A 24,095-nucleotide genomic window follows, 5' to 3' on the forward strand; every position below is an offset into this window, starting at 1 on the left:
GTCGAGTCTGTCGGACCTCGGGCATATGGTCGTCGAAGCCTGTCGTGTCCGAACACGACATGTCCGACGAAGAGTGGGCAGTTCACGCGGTCGACGAGAGAGTCGACGCAGCACGTTGCACGGCCGTGGGCCGTGACGAAGGAGAGGACAACCGTGGCGGATCGCCTGGTAGTGCAGGGCGCACGCGAACACAATCTCAAGGGCGTCGACATCGATCTGCCCCGGGACAGTCTCATCGTGTTCACCGGTCTGTCCGGGTCGGGCAAGTCGAGCCTGGCGTTCGACACCATCTTCGCCGAGGGTCAGCGCCGCTACGTCGAGTCGCTCTCGGCCTACGCGCGCCAGTTCCTGGGCCAGATGGACAAGCCGGACGTCGACTTCATCGAGGGCCTCTCGCCCGCGGTCTCGATCGATCAGAAGTCGACCAACCGCAACCCGCGGTCCACGGTCGGCACCATCACCGAGGTCTACGACTACCTGCGCCTGCTCTACGCACGAGCCGGCACGGCGCACTGCCCGCAGTGCGGTGAGCGCATCGCCAAGCAGTCGCCCCAGCAGATCGTCGACCAGGTGCTCGCGATGGAGGAGGGCCTGCGTTTCCAGGTGCTCGCTCCCGTCGTGCGCACCCGCAAGGGCGAGTTCGTCGACCTCTTCGAGCAGCTCAACACGCAGGGTTACTCGCGTATCCGCGTCGACGGCACCGTGCACCAGCTCACCGATCCGCCCAAGCTGAAGAAGCAGGACAAGCACGACATCGAGGTGGTGGTCGACCGCCTGACCGTCAAGGCGTCGTCCAAGCAGCGGCTCACCGACTCGGTGGAGACCGCGCTGCGCCTCGCCGACGGCATCCTGGTGCTCGACTTCGTCGACCGCGAGGAGAACGCCGCCGACCGTGAGCGCCGGTTCTCCGAGCGTCTGGCGTGCCCCAACGGGCACCCGCTGTCCGTCGACGAACTCGAACCCCGCGCGTTCTCGTTCAACTCGCCCTACGGCGCGTGCCCCGAGTGTGCGGGACTCGGCATCCGCAAGGAGGTCGACCCCGAACTGGTGGTTCCGGACCCCGATCTGAGCCTGGCGGACGGCGCCATCGCGCCGTGGTCCATGGGCCAGACGTCCGAGTACTTCGGCCGGCTGCTGTCCGGGCTCGCCGACGCCATGGGCTTCGACATCGACACACCGTGGCGGAAGCTGCCGGCCAAGGTGAAGCGTGCCGTCCTCGAGGGCAGCGAGCATCAGGTGCACGTCCGCTACAAGAACCGGTACGGACGCACCCGGTCCTACTACGCCGAGTTCGAGGGCGTCATGCCCTTCCTGCACCGTCGGATGGATCAGACCGAGTCGGAGCAGATGAAAGAGCGCTACGACGGCTACATGCGGGAGGTCGACTGCCCGGTGTGCGAGGGTGCACGCCTGCGCCCGGAGATCCTGTCCGTGACCATCGCCGCGGGCGATTTCGGGGACAAGTCCATCGCCGACGTGTGTGCACTGTCCATCTCGGAGTGCTCGAACTTCCTGAACACGCTGACGCTCGGTCCGCGTGAGGAGGCCATCGCCGGCCAGGTGCTCAAGGAGATCCAGGCCCGCCTCGGCTTCCTGCTGGACGTGGGACTCGAGTACCTCACGCTGTCGCGCGCGGCAGGAACGCTGTCGGGCGGCGAGGCGCAGCGCATCCGCCTGGCGACGCAGATCGGCAGTGGTCTCGTCGGAGTCCTGTACGTGCTGGACGAGCCGTCCATCGGCCTCCACCAGCGGGACAACCGCCGGCTCATCGACACGCTCACGCGGCTGCGCAACCTCGGCAACACGCTCATAGTCGTCGAGCACGACGAGGACACCATTCGCACGTCCGACTGGGTCGTCGACATCGGCCCGCTCGCCGGTGAGCGCGGCGGACGTGTCGTGCACAGCGGAACCTACGAGACGCTTCTCACCAACGCGGAGAGCCTCACCGGGGCGTACCTCTCGGGTCGCTCGGCCATCGATGTCCCGGCGGTACGTCGCCCGATCGATCCCAAGCGCAAGATCTCCGTGATCGGTGCCCGGGAGCACAACCTGCAGGACATCGACGTCAGCTTCCCGCTGGGAGTGCTCACCTCCGTGACGGGCGTGTCGGGATCGGGCAAGTCCACGCTGGTCAACGACATCCTGGCGACGGTGATGGCGAACAAGCTCAACGGCGCTCGTCAGGTACCCGGTCGGCACACCCGCGTCAACGGCCTCGACCAGCTGGACAAGCTGGTCCGGGTCGACCAGTCACCCATCGGCCGTACGCCGCGGTCCAACGCGGCCACCTACACCGGGGTGTTCGACAAGATAAGGACACTGTTCGCCGCGACGACCGAGGCCAAGATCCGCGGCTACCAGCCGGGTCGGTTCTCCTTCAACGTGAAGGGCGGCCGGTGCGAGGCGTGCTCGGGTGACGGCACCCTGAAGATCGAGATGAACTTCCTGCCGGACGTCTACGTACCGTGCGAGGTGTGCCACGGTGCCCGGTACAACCGGGAGACGCTCGAGGTCCACTACAAGGGCAAGACCATCGCCGAGGTGCTGAACATGCCCATCGAGGAGGCGGCCGACTTCTTCGAACCGATCACCTCGATCCACCGGTACCTCAAGACGCTGAACGAGGTGGGCCTGGGCTATGTCCGTCTGGGGCAGCCGGCCACCACGCTGTCCGGCGGCGAAGCGCAGCGTGTGAAGCTGGCCGCAGAGCTGCAGAAGCGCTCCATGGGACGCACGGTGTACATCCTCGACGAGCCGACCACGGGTCTGCACTTCGAGGACATCCGCAAGCTGTTGCTGGTGATCAACGGTCTGGTGGACAAGGGCAACACCGTCATCGTCATCGAGCACAACTTGGACGTCATCAAGACGTCCGACTGGGTCATCGACATGGGACCCGAGGGCGGATCCGGCGGCGGAACGATGGTGGCCGAGGGCACTCCCGAGCAGATCGCCGCCGTGCCCGAGAGCTACACCGGCAAGTTCCTGCAGGAGTCTCTCGACGCCGCCTCGACCCCACCGGTCCCGGTCAAGCGGACCCGCAAGCGCAAGCCTGTCGCGGTCTCCTGACCGGGCCGTCGCGTGACGGTCAGTGGACGGGCCCGGTGTACTTCTCGCCGGGCCCGGCGCCGGGCGCGTCCGGGTGCGCCGACTGCTCGCGGAACGCCTTCTGCAGTGCCTGCAGCCCTTCGCGGATGGGGCCGGCGTGCGGCCCCAGGTACTCCACGGAGGCCGTGACCAGTCCGGCGAGTGCGGTGATCACGCGTCTCGCCTCGTCGAGGTCGAGGTGGGGGCTGTCGGACGGATCCGCGTCGGAGAGTCCCAGCTTCTCGGCGGCGGAGCTCATGAGCATCACCGCGGCGCGGCTGATGACCTCGATCGCAGGGACGTCGGCCAGTTCACGCACGTCCGGCTCGAGCTGCGGCGCATCGCCCTCCACCTGGGGAGCACCGGCCTGAACGGCATCATCGGGGGTCGTCATGACATCAGACGATGCCACGATGCGCCGACACCGACGTCCCCGCCCGGTGCGTGACCGGACGGATTCGGTCCGCGAGGGCACCTGGTGTTATTCTTCTTTCCACGACCGCCTTCAGGTGTGTCCGTGTCGGCGCGTGAGTGCCGGGCACGGATGCGGAACCCGGAGGCAGCAAGTGGAGTCCGACTCCCACCACCGCACGGTTCGCCGGGCAGTGGTTCCGGTCCTTCCCAGCCACATCGGGAAGTGGTGCGCTTCGTCGACGAGACGAGGTGGCCCGCGGATGGTGACATCCGTCGACCGGTCGGTACCGGACCCCGCTGCTCGCGATCTCGATCGTGAGCGACGGGGTTTTCGTCGTTCGGAAGGTTCCCGCGGGAACAAATCGGGTGGCCACGGTGTCGAGGTAGACGGAGAGCACGAGCGCCGGTGTGGAGCGCGTAGGACGGCGCACCGCATCGGGTCGAGCACCACCATCCGTCACCGCACTACCGAGGAGGCCCCATCAGCACTGAGACCCGCATCAACGATCGCATCCGAGTTCCCGAAGTCCGACTCGTCGGACCTGGCGGTGAACAGGTGGGGATCGTGCGTGTTGAAGATGCACTCCGCCTGGCTGTCGAAGCCGATCTCGACCTCGTCGAGGTCGCACCCGACGCCCGTCCGCCGGTCTGCAAGATCATGGACTACGGCAAGTTCAAGTACGAAGCCGCGCAGAAGGCTCGTGAGTCGCGCAAGAACCAGACGCTCACGGTCATCAAGGAGCAGAAGCTTCGTCCCAAGATCGACGACCACGACTACGAGACGAAGAAGGGCCATGTCGTCCGCTTCCTCGAGGCCGGGTCCAAGGTCAAGGTGACCATCATGTTCCGTGGACGCGAGCAGTCGCGGCCCGAACTCGGTTACCGCCTCCTGCAGCGCCTGGGCGCCGACGTCGCCGAGCACGGCTTCGTCGAGACCTCGGCCAAGCAGGACGGCCGCAACATGACGATGGTCCTGGCTCCGCACAAGGGCGCCAAGACCAGGGCGAAGGCAGCGGAGGCGTCCAACGCACCGCGCGCCACCGTGCCGCCGCCGGCCTCCGCGCCGACTGCTGCACCCGCCGCCGAGGCGACACCGCCGGCACCCGCTGCTCCGCAGACGCCGGCGACGCCGCAGGCACCAGCCACACCGAGCGCCTGAGCGTTCGGATCCACCAGCACCACCGACCGAAGTAACAGAACTGAGGACTCATGCCCAAGTCGAAGACTCACAGCGGCACCGCGAAGCGATTCAAGGTGTCCGGTAGCGGAAAGATCCTGCGCCAGAAGGCCGGCCGCCGCCACCTGCTCGAGCACAAGTCCTCGCGCGTGACGCGTCGCCTCGACGGCAAGGCCGTCGTCAGCCCCAACGACGTTCCCCGCGTCAAGCGGCTTCTCGGTCTCTGATCTCTTTCCCACCCGGGCCCTAGGCCCCACTACGACAGGATTCACCAGTGGCACGCGTGAAAAGGGCGGTCAACGCCCAGAAGAAGCGTCGTTCGATTCTCGAGGCGTCCAGCGGATACCGCGGGCAGCGTTCGCGTCTCTACACCAAGGCGAAGGAGCAGCAGCTCCACTCGCTCACCTACGCGTACCGCGATCGCCGCGCTCGCAAGGGTGACTTCCGCAAGCTGTGGATCACGCGTATCAACGCGGCAGCTCGGGCGAACGACATCACGTACAACCGTTTCGTGCAGGGTCTGAAGATCGCCGAGGTCGAGGTCGACCGCAAGATCCTCGCCGAGCTCGCGGTCTCCGACGCTGCGGCGTTCACCGCACTCGTCGAGATCGCCAAGGCGGCACTGCCTGCCGACATCAACGCACCGGCCGGAGAAGCAGCCTGATCAGGCGCTTCGACGACACTCCGTCACGACCCGCGGCGCCGCTCACCGAGCGGACTCCGCGGGTCGTTTCGGCTGTCAAGCTGCAGCGCGGCGTCGAACGTCGGCGAACCGGCCTCTTCCTCGCGGAGGGCGAGAACGCGGTGACCGAGGCGGTCGCCGCCGGTGTCGTGCGCGAGGTGTTCGCCACCGAGCGCTGGTTCGACGAGCACCGCGGACTGCTCGAGGCGTCGGCCGCGGCCGGTGCGCAGCCGCAGCTGATGACCGAGCGCGCGGCGAAATCGCTGTCGGACACCGTGACGCCGCCGGGAATCGTGGCCGTGTGCACGTCCGTCGTCGTCTCCCTGGCCGAGGCGTTGGCCGCGAACCCGTCACTCGTGACGGTCGTCGTCGACATCTCCGAGCCGGGCAACGCGGGCACCATCCTGCGCGTCTCGGACGCCGCCGGCGCCGGCGCGGTGATCTTCGCCGGGGACAGTGTCGATCCGCTGAACGGCAAGAGCGTCCGCGCGTCCGCCGGAAGTCTCTTCCATCTCCCCGTCGCACGGGAGCGTTCGGTGACGGCGGTACTCGACGCGGTCCGTGCGACCGGCGCCAGTCTGCTGGCGACGACCGTCGACGGTGAACTGGACCTCGACGACGCCGACGACGCGCTGGCCGGGCCCACCGCCTGGGTGTTCGGCAACGAGGCGCACGGGCTGTCCCGCGAGGTCGCGGCTGCTGCGGATCACCGGGTGCGCATTCCCATCCACGGCCGCGCCGAGAGTCTCAACCTCGCCACCGCGGCCGCCGTGTGTCTGTACGCCGGTGCGCGGGTGCAGCGCCGCGGGGGCACCGCCTAGGCTTTCCCCGCCGGGTTCTGCCCGGCGACCGTGAGGAGCACCGCGACAGAGGTGCTCGCCGATCGAGACGATGGAGTGTGTGGACGTGGAGCGCAACGAGGGTGAAGCGCAGGCCGATCAGGCCGCTGCCGACGCGGAGGCGCTGACCGACGCGGCGCTGGACGCAGCCGTCACCGAGGCCGAGTCCGCCTTCGCCGCCGCGTCCGACATCGACGCTCTGTCCGAGGCCAAGATCCACCACATCGGGAACAAGGCGCCCCTCGCGCTCGCACAGCGCGCGTTGGGCTCGCTGCCGAAGACCGAGCGGGCCGACGCCGGCAAGCGGGTCAAGGTGGCGCGTGACCGCGTGCGGATCGCGTTCGACGATCGTCGTGAGGTGCTGCTCGCCGAACGTGACGCGGCCGTGCTCGTCGCCGAGGCGATCGACGTGACCCTGCCGTCCGTCCGCCGCCCGGTGGGTGCCCGCCATCCCATCACCGTCATCGCCGATCAGGTCGCCGACGTCTTCGTGGCGATGGGGTGGGAGGTGGCCGAGGGCCCGGAGGTGGAGACCGAGCACTTCAACTTCGACGCGCTCAACTTCCTGCCCGACCATCCCGCGCGGACGATGCAGGACACGTTCCACGTCGCGCCCGAGGGGTCTCGTCAGGTGCTGCGCACGCACACCTCGCCGGTGCAGGTGCGGTCGATGCTCGAGCGCGACCTGCCGATCTACGTGGTGTGCCCCGGGCGTACGTTCCGTACGGACGAACTCGACGCGACGCACACGCCCGTCTTTCATCAGGTCGAGGGACTCGCCGTGGACAAGGGGCTCACGCTCGCCAATCTCCGCGGCACGCTCGACGCGTTCGCGCGTGCGCTGTTCGGCCCGGAGACGCGGACCCGTATGCGCCCCAACTACTTCCCGTTCACCGAGCCGTCCGCGGAGGTGGACGTGTGGTTCCCCCGCAAGAAGGGTGGAGCGGGCTGGGTCGAGTGGGGTGGCTGCGGCATGGTGAATCCGAACGTGCTGCGCGCCTGTGGCGTCGACCCGGAGATCTACAGCGGGTTCGCCTTCGGTATGGGCCTCGAGCGAACGCTGCAGTTCCGCAACGACATTCCCGACATGCGCGACATCGTCGAGGGCGACGTGCGGTTCAGCCTGCCCTTCGGCGTGGCCGGCTGACGCTCGGCCCCTGCAGACAAGCATTCAGACAGAGAGAGTGGAGAAGTCGTGCGAGTGCCCCAGTCCTGGTTGACCGAGGTCGTCCGGAAGGCCGCTCCTGAGTGGAGCGTCACTGCTGACGAGCTCGACGCGGGGTTCGTGTCCGTCGGCTTCGAGATCGAGGACGTCATCCCCCTTCCGGAGATCGCGGGCCCGTTGGTCGTCGGCCGTGTGCAGTCCATCGAGGAGTTGACCGAGTTCAAGAAGCCGATCCGCTTCTGCCTGGTCGAGGTGGGCGAGGCTGAGCCCCGCGGAATCGTTTGCGGTGCAAGGAACTTCGCGGAGGGCGACCTCATCGTGGCCGCACTTCCCGGCAGTGTTCTGCCCGGCGGGTTCGCCATCGCCGCGCGGTCCACGTACGGGCGCACGTCCGACGGCATGATCTGCTCGGTGTCCGAGCTCGGTATCGGTTCGGATCACTCCGGCATTCTCGTGCTGCCTGCCGGCACGGCCGTGCCCGGCGACGACGCACTCGCCGTTCTGGGCATGGACGACACCGTGTTCGACGTCAACGTGACGCCCGATCGCGGATACGCCCTGAGCGTGCGCGGTCTCGGCCGCGAACTGGCGTGCGGTTTCGACCTGGACTTCGTCGATCCCGCCGACGCCCCGCAGCCCGTCGTGTCCGCGGCCGCCTCCGAGGGCGAGGCGTGGCCCGTCGACGTCCGTTCCGAGTCGGATGCCACCCGTTTCGCCGCGCGCCGCGTCGTGGGCATCGATCCGGCCGCGGTGACCCCCTGGACGATCCAGCGGCGGCTGCTGCTGTCCGGGGTGCGACCCATCTCGCCCGCGGTCGACGTCACCAACTACGTCATGCTCGAACTGGGCCAACCGCTCCACGCGTTCGACGCCTCCGCGCTGTCGGGCGGGTTGGTGGTCCGCCGGGCCGAGGCGGGGGAGACGCTCCGCACCCTCGACGACACCGTGCGCACCCTCGACCCGGAGGACGTCGTCATTGCGGACGAGTCCGGCGTGGTGTCGTTGGCCGGTGTCATGGGTGGCGCGTCCACCGAGGTGGGCGACGAGACCACCGACATCCTGCTCGAGGCGGCCATCTGGAGCCCGCTCGCCGTGTTCCGCACCGCGCGCCGTCACCGGCTGCCCAGTGAGGCGAGCCGTCGCTACGAACGAGTGGTGGACTCCGCTCTCCCGGTGCGCGCGCTCGACCGTGCCGCCGCACTGCTGGCCTCGATCGCGGGCGGCCGGGTGGAGCCGCTGCTCACCGACATCGGTGCACCGACGGTGTCCGACACCGTGACCATGGATCTCGACCTGCCGGACCGGGTGGCGGGTGTGACCTATCCGAGCGGAACCGCGGTGCGCCGCCTCACCCAGGTCGGGTGCGAGGTCGTCGTGGACGTGTCCGAGGCCGGGCGCGGGGTGGCCGTCGTGACGCCGCCGACGTGGCGTCCCGACCTCCGTCAGGCCGCCGACCTGGTCGAGGAGGTGCTGCGACTCGAGGGACTGGAGTCCATCCCGTCCGTCCTGCCGCACGCTCCCGCGGGCCGCGGACTCACCGCCGCCCAGCGTCGTCGCCGGGCGGTGGGTCGGGCACTGGCCTACACGGGGCACGTCGAGGTCCTCGCGCCCGTGTTCCTGCCGGCCGGGGTCTTCGACGTCTGGGGACTCGACGCGGACGATCCGCGCCGGGTGACCACGCGGGTGCTCAATCCGTTGGAGGCGGACCGACCCGAACTGGCGACCACTCTCGTCCCCGGTCTCCTGGAGATCGCCCAGCGCAACGTCTCGCGCGGACAGCGGGATCTGGCGCTGTTCGCCGTCGCGCAGGTCGTCGAACCGGGCGAGGGCACGCGGCCGATCGATGCGCTCGCCGTCGACCGTCGTCCCACCGAGGACGAGATCGACGCTCTGAAGCAGTCGTTGCCGGTGCAGCCGCTGCACGCCGCCGTCGTCCTGACCGGTGCGGTGACGGCACCCGGGCCGTGGGGCGCCGGCCGTCCTGCCGACGCCACCGATGCCTTCAGCGCAGCGAGGACGATCGCGAGCGCGTCCGGTGTCGAGGTGGAACTCCGGTCCGCCCACTACCTTCCGTGGCATCCGGGCCGGTGTGCCGAAGTCGTTGTCGACGGTGTCGTGGTCGGGCACGCGGGTGAGCTGCATCCAGGTGTCCTCGAGCGCGCCGGTCTGCCGCCGCGGACCTGCGCGGTGGAGATCGACCTCGATCGCGTTCCCACCCGCGAGCCGCTGCCGTCGCCGTCCATCTCGCCGTTCCCCGCCGTGCTGCAGGACGTCGCGGTCGTCGTCGACGAGTCCGTCCCGGCCGCCGCCGTGCAGTCGGCTCTGGTGTCGGGGGCGGGCCCACTCCTCGAGGACATTCGTGTCTTCGACGTGTTCTCCGGCGATCAGGTCGGTGCCGGCCGGAAGTCGCTGGCCTTCGCCCTGCGGTTCCGAGCGGCCGACCGTACGTTGACCGAGGACGAGGCGAGTGCCGCTCGCGATGCCGCCGTCGCGGCAGCGGCGACGGCGGTGGGAGCCGAACTCCGACACTGACGGTGCGCCGCTTTTGAATGAGCTTGCACCGTCATGCATAATCATCGTATGGACAGTGCATCGACATCGACGGGCACCCGGGTGGCCGTCGCGGGCGCCAGTGGCTACGCGGGTGGCGAGATCCTGCGTCTGCTGCTCGGACACCCGGCAGTGCTCGACGGCCGGATGACCATCGGCGCCCTGACGGCCGGTGGAAACGCCGGAACCACGCTGGGGCAACACCATCCGCATCTCGTTCCGCTCGCGGACCGCGTGCTGGTGGACACGGACGCCGCGGCCCTGGAGGGGCACGACGTCGTGTTCCTCGGGCTCCCGCACGGGAAGTCAGCCGCCCTCGCCGAACAGCTGTCGGACTCTACGCTGATCATCGACTGCGGTGCCGACTTCCGGTTGACCGACGCCGCCGCCTGGGATCGCTGGTACGGCGGGGAGCACGCCGGACACTGGCCCTACGGCATGCCCGAGTTGCCCGGTGGTCGGGACGCCCTGGTCGGAGCGACGCGCATCGCGGTCCCGGGGTGCTATCCCACGGCCTCGTCGCTGGCTCTGGCGCCCGCGTTCGCTGCCGGCATGGTCGAGCCCCGCGTGACCGTGGTGGCCGTGAGCGGCACCTCCGGCGCCGGTCGCGCGGCGAAGCCGGACCTGTTGGGTTCCGAGGTCATGGGGTCGGTCCGTGCCTACGGCATCGCCGGCGCGCATCGCCACACGCCGGAGATCACGCAGAACTTGTCCGCCATCGCCGGCACCGAGGTGATCGTGTCGTTCACTCCCGTGCTGGCTCCGATGCCGCGCGGCATCCTGGCGACGTGCACCGCTCCGACGACAGTGTCAGCTTCCGAGGCGCGTGCGGTCTACGAGAAGTACTGCGCCGACGAACCTTTCCTCCACCTTCTCCCGGAGGGGCAGCTGCCGCAGACGGGTTCGGTGGTCGGGTCCAACGCGGTCCACCTGCAGGTGGCGGTCGACGAGGACGCGGGACTGCTCGTGGTCCTCGCCGCCATCGACAATCTGACGAAGGGCACCGCCGGTGCCGCGGTGCAGTCGATGAACATCGCTCTCGGACTCCCCGAGAGCGCCGGACTCTCCACGGTGGGAACAGCACCATGACCGACCACAGCCAGTCCTCTCCCGGCGCCCCCACGCGCGCTCCCGGGGTTCTCGTCCGCACACAGGGTGTGACGTCGGCAGCGGGATTCCGGGCCGCCGGGGTCGAGGCCGGTCTCCGGGCCAAGGGGGGCCTCGACGTCGCCCTCGTGGTCAACGAGGGCCCCGATCTGGCAGCGGCCGGTGTCTTCACCCTGAACAAGATCAAGGCTGCGCCCGTCCTGTGGTCGCAGCAGGTGCTGACCTCCGGTCGGCTCCGCGCCGTCGTCCTGAACTCGGGCGGCGCCAACGCCTGCACCGGTGCGCCCGGATTCCAGGACACGCACCGTACCGCCGAGCACCTCGCATCGACCCTCAGCGACTGGGGAACCGAGACGGGCGCCGGCGAGATCGCCGTGTGTTCGACCGGACTGATCGGCGACCGGTTGCCCATGGACAAGGTGCTCGGCGGTGTCACCGAGGTGGTGCACGAGCTCGCCGGAGGCATCTCGGGCGGCACCGATGCGGCCTACGCGATCATGACGACCGACACCCGGCCGAAGCAGGCCGCGATCCACCACGAGAACGGCTGGAACGTGGGCGGCATGGCCAAGGGCGCCGGCATGCTGGCGCCCTCGCTGGCGACGATGCTGTGTGTCGTCACCACGGACGCGGTGGCGAGCGCCGATCAGCTCGATCGCGCCCTCCGGCACGCGACGGCACAGTCCTTCGACCGACTCGACGTGGACGGCGCGACCTCCACGAACGACACGGTGCTGCTCCTCGCGTCCGGTGCCAGCGGCATCGAGGCGGCACAGGAGGAACTCGACGCCGCTGTCCTCGCGGTGTGCGACGACCTCGCGGATCAGCTGATGGCCGATGCGGAGGGCGTGACCAAGCGGATCATCGTCAGGGTCGGTGGTGCCGAGTCCGAACAGGACGCACTCGTGGCGGCGCGAACCATCGCACGCGATTCCCTCGTCAAGACGGCGCTGTTCGGCTCCGATCCCAACTGGGGCCGCGTTCTCGCCGCTGTGGGCATCGCGCCGGTCGCGCTCGATCCCGATCGCATCGTCGTGTCGTTCAACGGCAATCCCGTGTGCGTCGACAGCATGGGTGTGCCCGGCGCTCGTGAGGTCGATCTCTCGGCCGTCGACATCACGGTCGAGGTGGACCTCGGTGTCGGCTCCGCGTCGGCGTCGATCAGGACCACGGATCTGTCGCACGCCTACGTCGAAGAGAACTCGGCGTACTCGTCATGACGTCGTCCGAGCCCGTGTCCGCACACGACACCGCACGCATCCTCGCCGGCGCCCTCCCGTGGCTCCAGCAGTGGACGGGCAAGGTCGTCGTGGTCAAGTACGGCGGCAACGCCATGATCGACGATCGACTCAAGGCCGCGTTCGCGGCCGACATGGCGTTCCTGCGCACCGTCGGTATCCACCCGGTGGTCGTGCACGGCGGCGGTCCCCAGATCACCGCCATGCTCACTCGACTCGGACTGGTGGGGGAGTTCCGCGGCGGCTTCCGCGTGACGACGCCCGAAGTGATGGACGTCGTGCGCATGGTCCTGTTCGGGCAGGTCGGTCGCGAGCTGGTCGGACTGATCAACGCGCACGGCCCCTACGCTGTCGGCATCTCCGGCGAGGACGCGCACCTGTTCACGGCGACTCGACGCACCGTGACCGTCGACGGTGTCGCCACCGACATCGGTCTGGTGGGGGACGTGACGACGGTGAATCCCGCAGCGGTGCACGACCTCATCGAGGCCGGGCGCATCCCGGTCGTCTCGACCATCGCTCCCGACGCGGACGGCGTCGTGCACAACATCAATGCGGACACCGCGGCCGCGGCCCTCGCGGAGGCGCTCGGCGCGCAGAAGCTCGTCGTCCTCACCGACGTCGAGGGGCTCTACACGAACTGGCCGGACCGCGGGTCGCTCGTCTCGGAGATCGAGGCGGACGTCCTCGCCGAACTGCTGCCCGGCCTGGACGCCGGCATGGTCCCCAAGATGGAGGCGTGTCTGCGCGCGGTGCGCGGGGGAGTTCCCAGCGCCCATGTCATCGACGGTCGACTCGAGCACTCCGTGCTCCTGGAACTGTTCACCGGCGAGGGCATCGGCACGATGGTGCACGACGGCAGTACGAGAGGACGGGCATGACCAGCACGGAGCAACTGCAGCAACGCTTCTCGAATGCGCTGATGAACAACTACGGCGTGCCGCGCGTGGCGCTGGTCGGCGGTTCGGGAGCCGTGGTGACGGACGCCGACGGCAAGGAGTACCTCGATCTCCTCGCCGGGATCGCGGTCAACATCCTCGGCCACGGACATCCTGCCGTCGTCGAGGCGGTCTCCGCCCAGCTGACGACGCTGGGCCACACGTCCAACCTCTACGCGGCGCCGCCGTCGATCGAACTGGCGGAGCACCTCCTCGAGCACCTCGGTCACGCGGCCGGCGGCGATGCTCGGGTGTTCCTCTGCAACTCCGGCACCGAGGCGAACGAGGCCGCCTTCAAGATCGCACGTCTCACGGGTCGACCGAACATCATCGCGGCGGAGAACGCGTTCCACGGTCGGACCATGGGAGCCCTCGCGCTCACGGGGCAGGCGGACAAGCGGGCTCCGTTCGAGCCCATGCCCGCCGGTGTGTCGCACGTTCCCTACGGCGACATCGCCGCGCTCGAGGCGGCGGTCGACGAGAACACGGCCGCCGTCTTCCTCGAACCGATCATGGGTGAGGGCGGAGTCGTCGTCCCGCCGGAGGGCTATCTGCCCGCAGCGCGCGAGATCACTGCGCGCCACGGCGCCCTGCTGATCCTCGACGAGGTCCAGACGGGCATCGGCCGTACGGGGTGGTTCTACGCCCATCAGCGGTTCGGCATCGTCCCGGACGTCATCACCCTCGCGAAGGGGCTGGGCGGGGGACTGCCCATCGGCGCCTGCATCGGCATCGGCCCGGCAGCCGCCATGCTCACCCTGGGCAAGCACGGGACCACATTCGGTGGCAACCCGGTGTGTTCGGCGGCGGCCCTGGCCGTGCTGCGCACTCTCGCGTCCGAGGATCTGCTCTCGCACGCCGACCGGCTGGGCAAGATCCTGCGACACGACATCGAGGCGCTCGGACATCCCCTCGTCGATCACGTACGGGGTGCGGGCCTTCTGCTGGGCATCGTCCTCACCGAGCCGGTGGCGGCCGATGTCGAGACCGCGGCCCGCCACGCAGGCTTCCTGGTGAACGCGGCGCAGGCGAACGTCCTGCGTCTGGCGCCGCCCCTGATCATCACGGACGAGCAGGCAGCATCGTTCGTCCGTGCACTTCCCGCGGTCCTCGACGAGGCGCGGCCGACAGCAGAGGCGACCTCGTGACACTGCGGCACTTCCTTCGAGACGACGATCTCTCCCCCGAGGAGCAGGCCGAGATCCTCGCTCTCGCGGCCGAACTCAAGAAGGCGCCGTTCTCGCGGCGCCCGTTGGACGGTCCGCGCGGCGTCGGCGTCATCTTCGAGAAGAACTCGACGCGCACCCGCTTCTCGTTCGAGATGGGCATCGCGCAGCTCGGCGGCCACGCAGTGGTCGTCGACGGCCGCAGCACGCAGCTCGGACGCGAGGAGACGCTGCAGGACACCGGGCGCGTACTGTCCCGCTACGTCGACGCCGTCGTGTGGCGCACGTTCGGGCAGAAGCGCCTCGAGCAGATGGCGACGGGGGCGAGCGTGCCCATCGTCAACGCGCTGTCCGACGATTTCCACCCCTGCCAGGTGCTGGCCGATCTCCAGACGCTCGCCGAGCGCAAGGGATCGTTGAGAGGTCTGCGCCTCTCGTACTTCGGCGACGGTGCCAACAACATGGCGCACTCCCTGATGCTCGGCGCCGTCACCGCCGGCGTCGACGTCACGATCGCCGCCCCGGAGGGCTTCGTGCCGGACCCGTCGGTGCTGGCGGCCACGCAGGAGCGCGGTGAGCGGACGGGAGCGAGCGTGACCGTCACGAACGATCCGATCGCCGCCGCGACCGGAGCCGACGTGCTGGTCACCGACACGTGGACGTCGATGGGACAGGAGAACGACGGCCTGGACCGCGTCGGACCCCTCCGCCCGTTCCAGATCAACGAGTCGCTGCTCGACCGTGCCGACTCGGAGGCACTCGTCCTGCACTGCCTCCCAGCCCACCGCGGCGAGGAGATCAGCGACACGGTGCTCGACGGCCCTCGCAGCGTCGTGTGGGACGAAGCCGAGAACCGGTTGCACGCACAGAAGGCCGTCCTGGTGTGGCTGCTCGAGCAGGCGGCATCGGGACGACGGACGCCGTGACCGCCGAGTCGCAGGGCCCGGTGACGTCGTCGACGCGCGCCGGGCGCCAGGCGCGCGTCGTGGCCCTGCTCTCCACCCACCAGGTCCGATCGCAGCAGGAACTCCAGTCGCTGCTCGCGGCGGAGGGGATCGAGGCCACCCAGGCCACTCTCTCCCGCGATCTCGACGAGTTGGGCGCCGTCAAACTTCGCGCCGCCGACGGCGGTGCGGGCGTCTACGTCGTTCCCGAGGACGGCAGCCCGGTCCGAGGGGTCGCGGGCGGCACCGATCGGCTCTCCCGGCTGCTCGGCGAGTTGCTCGTCTCCACCGACGCCAGCTCCACGATGGCCGTTCTCCGCACGCCGCCCGGAGCCGCGCACTATCTCGCCAGTGCACTGGACCGGGCGGCACTGCCCGAGATTGTGGGAACGGTCGCGGGGGATGACACCATCTTCGTGATCGCCCGCGATCCGCTGTCCGGACGCGAGCTCGCCGACCGCATCGAGAATCTCGCGCGCTGAACCACCAGTCCGAACCCAGAACGTCCGAATCACACGAAGGAGCACACACCCCATGGCCGAACGCGTCATCCTCGCCTACTCCGGCGGTCTCGACACCTCTGTCGCCATCAGCTGGATCGGCCGCGAGACCGGCAAGGAGGTGGTCGCCGTGGCGATCGACCTCGGCCAGGGTGGCGAGGACATGGAGGTCATTCGGCAGCGCGCACTCGACTGCGGCGCCGTCGAAGCCGTCGTCGTCGACGCTCGGGACGAGTTCGCGGACGAGTACTGCCTGCCGACCATCCAGTCGAACGCCCTCTACATGGACCGCTACCCGCTGGTGTCGGCCATCAGCCGTCCCCTCATCGTCAAGCACCTCGTCGAGAACGCGCGCTCGCACGGCGGCACCGTCGTCGCTCACGGCTGCACCGGCAAGGGCAACGACCAGGTGCGCTTCGAGGTCGGTTTCAACACGCTCGCGCCCGAGCTCGAGGTGCTGGCCCCCGTGCGCGACTACGCCTGGACCCGCGAGAAGGCCATCGCCTTCGCCGAGGAGAACAGCATCCCCATCAACGTCACCAAGAAGTCGCCGTTCTCGATCGACCAGAACGTGTGGGGTCGCGCCGTGGAGACCGGGTTCCTCGAGGATCTGTGGAACGCCCCGACCAAGGACGTCTACGACTACACCGAGGATCCGACGGCCAACTTCAACGCGCCGGACGAGCTGGTCATCACGTTCGACAAGGGACGCCCGATCGCCATCGACGGCCGCCCGGTGTCGGTGCTGCAGGCGATCCAGGAACTGAACACCCGTGCGGGCAAGCAGGGTGTCGGCCGCCTCGACGTGGTCGAGGACCGGCTCGTCGGCATCAAGAGCCGCGAGGTCTACGAGGCTCCCGGCGCCATGGTCCTGATCCGTGCCCACGAGGAGCTCGAGCACGTCACCCTCGAACGCGAGCTCGGCCGCTACAAGCGGCACACGGACCAGAAGTGGGCCGAGCAGGTCTACGACGGCCTGTGGTTCTCGCCGCTCAAGGGTGCACTCGACACCTTCGTCCAGCACACCCAGGAGCACGTGTCCGGCGAGATCCGCCTGGTGCTGCACGCCGGCACCGTCGTCGTGAACGGTCGTCGCAGCGGGGAGTCGCTGTACGACTTCAACCTCGCGACCTACGACGCGGGCGACACCTTCGATCAGTCGTCGGCCAAGGGCTTCGTGCAGCTGCACGGCCTGTCGTCCAAGATCGCGGCCAGCCGTGACCGTGGCGCGGTGGCGGCGCAGGGACAGTCGGACCTGTGACGTCACCCGCTCACGGCACCAACGCGGGCGCTCTGTGGGGTGGGCGCTTCGCGTCGGGTCCCGCGGAAGCCATGGCGGCGCTGAGCAAGTCGACCCACTTCGACTGGGTGCTCGCCCCGTACGACGTCCGTGCCTCCAAGGCTCACGCACGTGTGCTCAACTCGGCCGGCCTGCTGACGGCGGGCGATCTCGAGGCGATGCTCACCGGCCTCGATCAGCTCGCCGCCGACGTCGACTCGGGTGCGTTCGGTCCCGCAGAGTCCGACGAGGACGTGCACGGCGCACTCGAGCGCGGGCTGATCGACCGGGTCGGACCCGAGCTCGGCGGCAGGTTGCGTGCCGGCAGGTCGCGCAACGACCAGGTCGCGACCCTGTTCCGGATGTGGCTGCGGGACGCGGTGCGGCGGGTGTCGGCGGGCGTGCTGGACGTGGTCGAGGCCCTCACCGCGCAGGCGCAGGCACATCCCGACGCGGCGATGCCGGGCAAGACGCACTCGCAGGCCGCGCAGCCGGTCCTGCTCGCGCATCATCTGCTCGCACACACCCATCCGCTGCTGCGGGACGTGCAGCGCTTCCGGGACTTCGACGGCCGCGCCGCGGTGTCGCCCTACGGTTCGGGCGCCCTGGCGGGCTCGTCGCTCGGACTCGACCCGGAGAAGATCGCCGCGGAGCTCGGGTTCGACGGTTCCGCGGAGAACTCGATCGACGCGACGAGTTCGCGCGACTTCGCCGCCGAGGCGGCGTTCGTCCTGGCCATGACTGCCGTGGACCTGTCGCGGCTCGCCGAGGAGATCGTGTCGTGGAGCACCCCGGAGTACGGCTACGTGACACTCGCCGACGCATGGTCGACGGGCAGTTCGATCATGCCGCAGAAGAAGAACCCGGACGTCGCGGAGCTCACGCGCGGCAAGACCGGGCGACTGATCGGCAATCTCACCGGTCTGCTCGCGACGCTCAAGGCTCAGCCCCTCGCGTACAACCGTGATCTGCAGGAGGACAAGGAGCCCGTCTTCGACTCGGTGCTCCAGCTCGAGATGCTTCTGCCCGCCCTGACCGGGTTGGTGTCCACCCTCACCTTCCACACCGACCGGCTGCGCGAGCTGGCGCCGGCGGGATTCACGCTGGCGACGGACATCGCCGAGTGGCTCGTCCGCAACGGTGTGCCGTTCCGGCACGCCCACGAGGTGGCAGGCGACTGCGTGCGACGTGCGGAGTCGCGCGGTGTGGGTCTGGACGAACTGACCGACGAGGAGTTCGCGACGATCGACCCGGCGCTCACACCGGAGGTCCGCTCGGTGCTCACCGTCGACGGATCCATCGGCTCGCGGGACAGCCGCGGCGGTACCGCGCCCGCGCGGGTGGCGGAGCAGATCATCGTGGTCCAGCGCACCGCGGGCGAGCTCAGGACGTGGATCACGGCCTGACGGGACGACCCGATCCGAGCGGTCGGAGTGGTGTGAGACGCTGTGTCCTCATCGGTCGACGAGTCGTGGACCACACCGACCGAATCGATGCCGCCTTCGAGGAGTGCAGTTGCTGGGAATCGACACCGGGTCGGTCGCGACGTCGTTGCGGCGTGTGGTCGCCACGGCGCAGAACGGGCTCGAGGTCATCCGTCTCGGGGGACTCGAGACGGATGCCGTTCCGTCTCCCTTCTCGGTGGTCGCGCGCGATCGAATGTACCGGCTGCGTCGGTACTTCCCGGAGTCCGAGCAGGCGGGTCCGCCCGTCGTGCTCGTACCGCCGATGATGATGTCGGCCGACGTCTACGACGTCACCCGCGACCAGGGCGGCGTCGGCATCCTGCACGAGGCGGGGATGGACCCCTGGGTGGTCGACTTCGGTTCGCCGGCCACCGAGGAGGGCGGGTGGAACCGGACGCTGGCGGACCACATCGTCGCGATCAGCGAGATCATCGACATCGTCGCCGAGCGGACGGGTCGCGAGGTCCATCTCGGTGGGTACTCGCAGGGCGGCATGTTCTGTTACCAGGCCGCCGCGTACCGCTCGAGTCGCGACATCGCCAGCATCATCACGTTCGGCAGTCCGGTGGACACCCTCGCGGCGCTCCCTCTCGGGATCCCGGCGAACGTGGCCACCAAGGGTGCCGAGTTCCTCGCCGAGCACGTGTTCACGCGTCTCGCGGTGACCGACTGGATGGCCCGCACCGGGTTCCAGTTGCTCGACCCGGCCAAGACCGTCAAGTCGCGCATCGACTTCCTGCTCCAGCTCCACGACCGGGACGCGCTCCTGCCCCGCGAGTCCCAGCGCCGGTTCCTCGCGATGGACGGGTGGGTCGCCTGGTCGGGCCCGGCGGTCGCGGAACTGTTGACGCAGTTCGTCGTGCACAACCGCATGATGACGGGTGGGTTCTCCATCCGCGGCAAGGTCGTCTCGCTCGCGGAACTGACCATGCCGATCCTCGCGTTCGTGGGGGAGGTCGACGACATCGGCCAACCGCTCGCGGTGCGCGGCATCCGCAAGGCGGCTCCGCGGGCCAAGGTGTACGAAGCAGGGCTCCGCGCCGGGCACTTCGGACTGGTGGTGGGGAGCACCGCGGCCACGCAGACGTGGCCGAGCACGGCGGGGTGGATCCGGTGGCGCGAGGGCCTGGGGCCGCGGCCGGTCGAGGTGCACGCCATGGGGTACGACGAGCACCCGGCCTCGGAGAGCGGCGTGTCGGTGGGAAATCGTCTCGTCCACACCGCGGCCACCATCGCCGAGGTCGGCCTGGGTCTCGGTCGCGGCATCGCCTCGGCGGCGGCCGGGGCCGTGAAGGGGTCTCGTGAGATCTCGTCCGAGGCCGCTCGCACACTGCCCCGTCTCGCCAGACTCGGCCAGTTGCAACCTCATTCGCAGGTCTCCCTCGGTCGTCTGCTCGGTGAGCAGGCTCGGCGCGCGAGTGCCGGTGAGTGCTTCGTGTTCGACGACCGTGTGTACTCCTACACCGCCGTGGACCAGCGCATCGACAACGTGGTGCGCGGCCTGATCGTCAACGGTGTACGCCCCGCGATGCACGTCGGAGTGCTGATGGAGACACGTCCGAGCGCACTCGCCGCCGTCGCCGCACTGTCCCGCATCGGTGCGGTGGCCGTCATGCTGCAGCCCACCAGCGATCTCTCGGCGTCGCTGCGACTCGGGCGCGTCGAACTGCTGATCGTCGACCCCGACAATCTGGCCGGATCCGTCGACCACGGACTGGACGTGCTGGTCCTGGGCGGCGGCGAGTCCCGCTCGCTCGACATCGAGGACTCCGACCTGGTCGTGGATCTCGAGCAGGTCGACCCGTCGACGGTGGAGTTGCCGGGGTGGTACGTCCCCGACCCCGGGCGCGCACGGGAACTCGCCTTCGTGCTGTTCAGCGGGAACGACGACACCCTGGATGCCAAGTTCATCACCAACTACCGCTGGGCTCTGTCGGCCTTCGGTACGGCCAGCTCCGCAGGTCTGTCCCGCGGCGACACCGTGTACTGCCTGGCGCCGCTGCACCATTCGGCCGGACTGCTCGTGGCGGTGGGCGGCGCGTTGGCGGGCGGGTCCCGCATCGCGCTGTCGCGCGGTGTCGAGCCCGAGCGCTTCGCGGACGAGGTGCAGCGCTACGGCGTCACGGTCGTGTCCTACACGTGGACCATGATGCGGGACATCCTGACGTCGGAGTCCCTTCCGCACCGAGGACAGCACGCCGTACGGCTCCTCATCGGATCGGGCATGCCCACCAACCTGTGGCGGCACACGCTCGAACGACTGGCACCTGCGCGGGTACTCGAGTTCTACGCGTCCACCGAGGGCGACGTCGTCCTCGCGAACGTGGCGGGAACGAAGATCGGGGCAAAGGGTCGCCCGCTGCCGGGTAGTGCACGGGTGGAACTCGCGGCATACGACGCCGTCTCGGGTCGGTACCTCGTGGACGAGCAGGGATTCGTCCGACACTGCGAGACCGGCGAACCCGGCCTGTTGCTCGGCCGCCCCGGACTGGACGACTCCAGCGGCGCGTTCATGCGTGGTGTCTTCAGTGCCGGCGACGTGTGGACTCCGACCAACCTGCTGTTCCGTCGGGACGAGGGCGGTGACTACTGGTTGCTCGGGCACAAGCGCTCGGTGATCACCACCGCACGCGGACCCGTCTACCCGCAGCCGATAGCCGACGCGATCGGCGAGGCGGAGCCGGTGGACCTGGCCGTGGCGTACGGCATCGGGGAGCACGGTGACCAGTGGTCGGTGTGCGCGGTGACCGTGCGGGCGGGTCAGAACCTCACGGCGTCGATGGTGTCGGATGCGCTGTTGGTGTTGGATCCGGCCGAGCGACCCGACGTCGTGCACGTGGTCGCGGACATCCCGCTGAGCCGCGCGTTCCGACCGCTCGACGACACGCTGCGCGCTGCCGGACTGCCCGGTCCGGGGGTCAAGACCTGGTATCTGGCGTCGACGTCCGGCGAGTACAAGCGCATGACGAAGGCAGTGGCGGCGGAGCGCTTCACCGCGCATCAGTAGGGTGAGACCGCGTCGGAAGACCGACGCGACGACGGAACGAGGAGTCCTCTTGAGCGTCGATGCTCGCTTGCACAGCATTCTCGCCTGCCCGCAGGACAAGGGTCCGCTTCTGCTGATCCAGGACGAGCTGCTCTACAACCCCCGGCTGCGCCGTGTCTACCCCATCGAGAACGGCATTCCGGTGCTGCTCATCGACGATGCGCGTGACGCCACCGACGCCGAGCACGAGGACATTCTGGCTCGGGCGACCGCGCCCGCTCCGATCGCGGAGTGACGGGAGCGACTGCGACTCGTCGATCGCCGACATGACCGGCCCCGTACTGCCGTCCGAACGACTTCTCGGGTCCGCGACTCCCGTCGACGCGGCGACGCGTCTGCTCGGCGCCAGTCTGACCTGCGCCGGCGTCACGCTGCGCATCGTCGAGGTGGAGGCGTACGGCGGAGATCCCGGCGGACCCTGGCCCGACCCCGCGGCGCACTCGTTCCGAGGCCCCACACCGCGCAACTCGGTCATGTTCGGGCCGCCCGGTCGCCTGTACGTCTATCTCAGCTACGGGATGCATCTGTGCGCGAACATCGTCTGTGGTCCTGACGGAACGGCCGGCGCCGTCCTGATCCGCGCGGGTGAGGTCGTCGACGGTCTCGCGGTCGCCAGGACGCGGCGGCCCCGCGCACCGGAGTTCGGTATGGCGCGCGGACCTGGCAACGTCGGGAGTGTTCTCGCACTGTCGTTGGCCCACAACGGTGTTCGTGTCTTCGCCGAGAGCGCGGAAGTGTCGGTGACGCTGTCGGACGAGACGGCGTCACCGGTACAGTCAGGTCCTCGTGTCGGCGTGTCCACCGCTCCCGACCGTCCGTGGCGTTTCTGGATTCCCTCGGTGGCCGTGTCTGCCTATCGACGGAACCCGCGAGCTCCGACAGACCCCGCCGGGGAGCCCGGTACTGAGGCCTGAGGGCGCCGTCGGGTGACGTGCGTGCATGCGAAAGAATCAGCGGTGTGAGCATCATCGAGGACCTGACCTGGCGTGGACTGATAGCCCAGTCGACAGACATCGAGGCACTGACAGCGGCGACCACCGCGGACGGCCCGATCACCCTCTACGCGGGATTCGATCCGACGGGACCGAGCTTGCACGCAGGGCACCTCGTTCCGCTGCTGGTCCTGTCACGTTTCCAGCGTGCGGGTCATCGTCCGATCGTGCTGGCCGGCGGAGCCACCGGACTCATCGGTGATCCGCGTGACGTCGGCGAACGCGTCATGAACTCGAGCGACACGGTGGCCGAGTGGGCCGATCGCATCAAGGGTCAGCTCTCTCGCTTCGTCGACTTCGAGGGTGCCGGCGGTGCGGTCATCGCGAACAACCTCGACTGGACCGCGTCGCTGTCTGCCATCGACTTCCTCCGCGACATCGGCAAGCACTTCTCCGTCAACGTGATGTTGGCGCGGGACACGGTGAAGAAGCGCCTCGAATCGGACGGGATGTCCTACACCGAGTTCAGCTACATGTTGTTGCAAGCGCAGGACTACCTGCACCTGCATCGGCAGCACGGATGCACCTTGCAGGTCGGCGGATCGGATCAGTGGGGCAACATCGTCGCGGGTATCGATCTCACCCGACGTATGGACGGCGACGCCGTGCACGGGCTGACCGTTCCTCTGGTCACTGCGGCGGACGGCACGAAGTTCGGTAAGTCCACCGGTGGCGGAAGCCTGTGGCTCGACCCCGAGATGACGTCGCCGTACGCCTGGTACCAGTACTTCGTGAACACGGCCGACGCCGACGTCGTGAAGTACCTGCGCTGGTTCACGTTCCTCGATCGTGACGAGCTGGCGGAACTCGAGGCGGCGACGGCAGAACGACCCCAGGCCCGCGCGGCGCAGAAGCGACTGGCGGCGGAGATGACGACGCTGGTGCACGGCGCGGACAACACCGTGGCCGTCGAACTTGCCAGCTCCGCCCTGTTCGGCCGGGGAGAGCTTCGCGACCTGGACGCGGGGACACTGTCGGCCGCGCTGTCGGAGACCGACATCGCCGAGCTGCCGGCAGGGGAGGAGCGCACGATCGTCGACCTTCTTGTCGACACGTCGCTGTGCGAGTCGAAGGGCGCCGCCCGTCGTGTGGTGAAGGAGGGGGGAGTGTCGGTCAACAACCAGAAGATCGCTGCCGAGGACTGGACTCCCTCCGCGGACGACTTCCTGCACGGTGAGTGGCTGGTGCTGCGTCGGGGTAAGAAGAACATGGCCGGCGTACGGCGCTCGGTGTGAGCCACGCGTGCGCGGGGTCACAGTCGGGGTTCGAGCACTCGAAGGCCCGCGAGGCGCCGGAGCGGCGCGCTGACCTGCATGGTCGCGAGCCCGTCGTGTGGCCGACCTGCGGATTTGACGCACTGTTATCCGTCGCGTAACTTTTGTCGAGTCAGAGCGACACGGACACGGACCGAGACCGCAAGGCCTCGATCACCGGCTCCGTAGATCATCTGACATCCTGGTCACCGAAGAGTTCGAGTCTTGACTCGGCTCCGTGCGGCTGGC

20 protein-coding genes are annotated in these 24,095 nt (G+C 68.9%); 19 read left to right on the forward strand and 1 reads right to left on the reverse strand.

Annotation, left to right across the window (positions count from 1 at the left end; all coding sequences use genetic code 11):
• The first annotated feature begins 153 nt into the window (after positions 1-153).
• The gene (uvrA, locus tag OG947_RS21605; protein WP_222627015.1) at positions 154-3,072 is read left to right on the forward strand and encodes an excinuclease ABC subunit UvrA; all 2,919 of its coding nucleotides are present in this window, start codon (positions 154-156) and stop codon (positions 3,070-3,072) included.
• Between the two features lie 19 nt (positions 3,073-3,091).
• Here the strand turns inward: uvrA and OG947_RS21610 are convergent, their stop codons facing one another.
• Positions 3,092-3,484: a DUF1844 domain-containing protein gene (locus tag OG947_RS21610; RefSeq protein ID WP_231476444.1), complete on the reverse strand. Its 393-nt coding sequence runs from the start codon at positions 3,482-3,484 to the stop codon at positions 3,092-3,094.
• A gap of 501 nt (positions 3,485-3,985) precedes the next feature.
• Here OG947_RS21610 and infC point away from each other — a divergent pair.
• The 18 genes from infC (at position 3,986) to tyrS (ending at position 23,828) form a co-directional block, all read left to right on the forward strand.
• Entirely contained in the window at positions 3,986-4,663 is a 678-nt protein-coding gene (gene infC / locus OG947_RS21615) for a translation initiation factor IF-3 (protein WP_082544654.1), read from the forward strand.
• 50 nt (positions 4,664-4,713) lie between these two features.
• Complete coding sequence (gene rpmI, locus OG947_RS21620) at positions 4,714-4,908, forward strand: 50S ribosomal protein L35 (RefSeq protein WP_027506747.1); 195 nt, start codon at positions 4,714-4,716, stop codon at positions 4,906-4,908.
• Between the two features lie 47 nt (positions 4,909-4,955).
• Positions 4,956-5,345 carry a 50S ribosomal protein L20 gene (gene rplT / locus OG947_RS21625; RefSeq protein WP_027506746.1) on the forward strand — a complete coding sequence of 130 codons (390 nt, stop codon included), beginning with the start codon at positions 4,956-4,958 and terminating at the stop codon, positions 5,343-5,345.
• On the forward strand, positions 5,345-6,184 hold the full coding sequence (locus tag OG947_RS21630) for a TrmH family RNA methyltransferase (protein ID WP_037186780.1): 840 nt from the start codon (positions 5,345-5,347) through the stop codon (positions 6,182-6,184). The genes rplT and OG947_RS21630 overlap by 1 nt, the downstream gene beginning before the upstream one ends.
• A gap of 70 nt (positions 6,185-6,254) precedes the next feature.
• Complete coding sequence (pheS, locus tag OG947_RS21635) at positions 6,255-7,349, forward strand: phenylalanine--tRNA ligase subunit alpha (protein WP_081821415.1); 1,095 nt, start codon at positions 6,255-6,257, stop codon at positions 7,347-7,349.
• A gap of 48 nt (positions 7,350-7,397) precedes the next feature.
• The gene (pheT, locus tag OG947_RS21640) at positions 7,398-9,899 is read left to right on the forward strand and encodes a phenylalanine--tRNA ligase subunit beta (protein WP_328812846.1); all 2,502 of its coding nucleotides are present in this window, start codon (positions 7,398-7,400) and stop codon (positions 9,897-9,899) included.
• A 48-nt stretch (positions 9,900-9,947) separates the two neighbouring features.
• Positions 9,948-11,006, forward strand: a complete 1,059-nt coding sequence (gene argC, locus OG947_RS21645) for an N-acetyl-gamma-glutamyl-phosphate reductase (RefSeq protein WP_328812847.1) — start codon at positions 9,948-9,950, stop codon at positions 11,004-11,006.
• The gene (argJ, locus tag OG947_RS21650; RefSeq protein ID WP_328812848.1) at positions 11,003-12,244 is read left to right on the forward strand and encodes a bifunctional glutamate N-acetyltransferase/amino-acid acetyltransferase ArgJ; all 1,242 of its coding nucleotides are present in this window, start codon (positions 11,003-11,005) and stop codon (positions 12,242-12,244) included. Before argC ends, argJ begins: the two co-directional genes overlap by 4 nt.
• Entirely contained in the window at positions 12,241-13,143 is a 903-nt protein-coding gene (argB, locus tag OG947_RS21655) for an acetylglutamate kinase (RefSeq protein ID WP_027506740.1), read from the forward strand. The genes argJ and argB overlap by 4 nt, the downstream gene beginning before the upstream one ends.
• Entirely contained in the window at positions 13,140-14,348 is a 1,209-nt protein-coding gene (locus OG947_RS21660; RefSeq protein WP_328812849.1) for an acetylornithine transaminase, read from the forward strand. The genes argB and OG947_RS21660 overlap by 4 nt, the downstream gene beginning before the upstream one ends.
• Positions 14,345-15,292 carry an ornithine carbamoyltransferase gene (gene argF, locus OG947_RS21665; protein WP_328812850.1) on the forward strand — a complete coding sequence of 316 codons (948 nt, stop codon included), beginning with the start codon at positions 14,345-14,347 and terminating at the stop codon, positions 15,290-15,292. The genes OG947_RS21660 and argF overlap by 4 nt, the downstream gene beginning before the upstream one ends.
• Positions 15,271-15,792 carry an arginine repressor gene (locus OG947_RS21670; protein WP_197027837.1) on the forward strand — a complete coding sequence of 174 codons (522 nt, stop codon included), beginning with the start codon at positions 15,271-15,273 and terminating at the stop codon, positions 15,790-15,792. The genes argF and OG947_RS21670 overlap by 22 nt, the downstream gene beginning before the upstream one ends.
• 52 nt (positions 15,793-15,844) lie before the next feature.
• On the forward strand, positions 15,845-17,071 hold the full coding sequence (locus OG947_RS21675) for an argininosuccinate synthase (protein ID WP_056447988.1): 1,227 nt from the start codon (positions 15,845-15,847) through the stop codon (positions 17,069-17,071).
• A complete protein-coding gene (argH, locus tag OG947_RS21680; RefSeq protein ID WP_027506735.1) occupies positions 17,068-18,495 on the forward strand; it encodes an argininosuccinate lyase in 1,428 nt (475 codons plus the stop codon). The genes OG947_RS21675 and argH overlap by 4 nt, the downstream gene beginning before the upstream one ends.
• Before the next feature lie 109 nt (positions 18,496-18,604).
• Complete coding sequence (locus tag OG947_RS21685) at positions 18,605-21,562, forward strand: AMP-binding protein (RefSeq protein ID WP_328814089.1); 2,958 nt, start codon at positions 18,605-18,607, stop codon at positions 21,560-21,562.
• A gap of 49 nt (positions 21,563-21,611) precedes the next feature.
• Positions 21,612-21,836: a Trm112 family protein gene (locus tag OG947_RS21690; protein WP_027506733.1), complete on the forward strand. Its 225-nt coding sequence runs from the start codon at positions 21,612-21,614 to the stop codon at positions 21,834-21,836.
• Positions 21,837-21,867: 31 nt separating this feature from the next.
• Entirely contained in the window at positions 21,868-22,515 is a 648-nt protein-coding gene (locus tag OG947_RS21695; RefSeq protein ID WP_056447992.1) for a DNA-3-methyladenine glycosylase, read from the forward strand.
• 44 nt (positions 22,516-22,559) lie between these two features.
• Complete coding sequence (tyrS, locus tag OG947_RS21700) at positions 22,560-23,828, forward strand: tyrosine--tRNA ligase (protein ID WP_328812851.1); 1,269 nt, start codon at positions 22,560-22,562, stop codon at positions 23,826-23,828.
• Positions 23,829-24,095: the final 267 nt, after the last annotated feature.

The organism is Rhodococcus sp. NBC_00297 (genome assembly GCF_036173065.1).
Classification (GTDB): Bacteria; Actinomycetota; Actinomycetes; order Mycobacteriales; family Mycobacteriaceae; genus Rhodococcoides.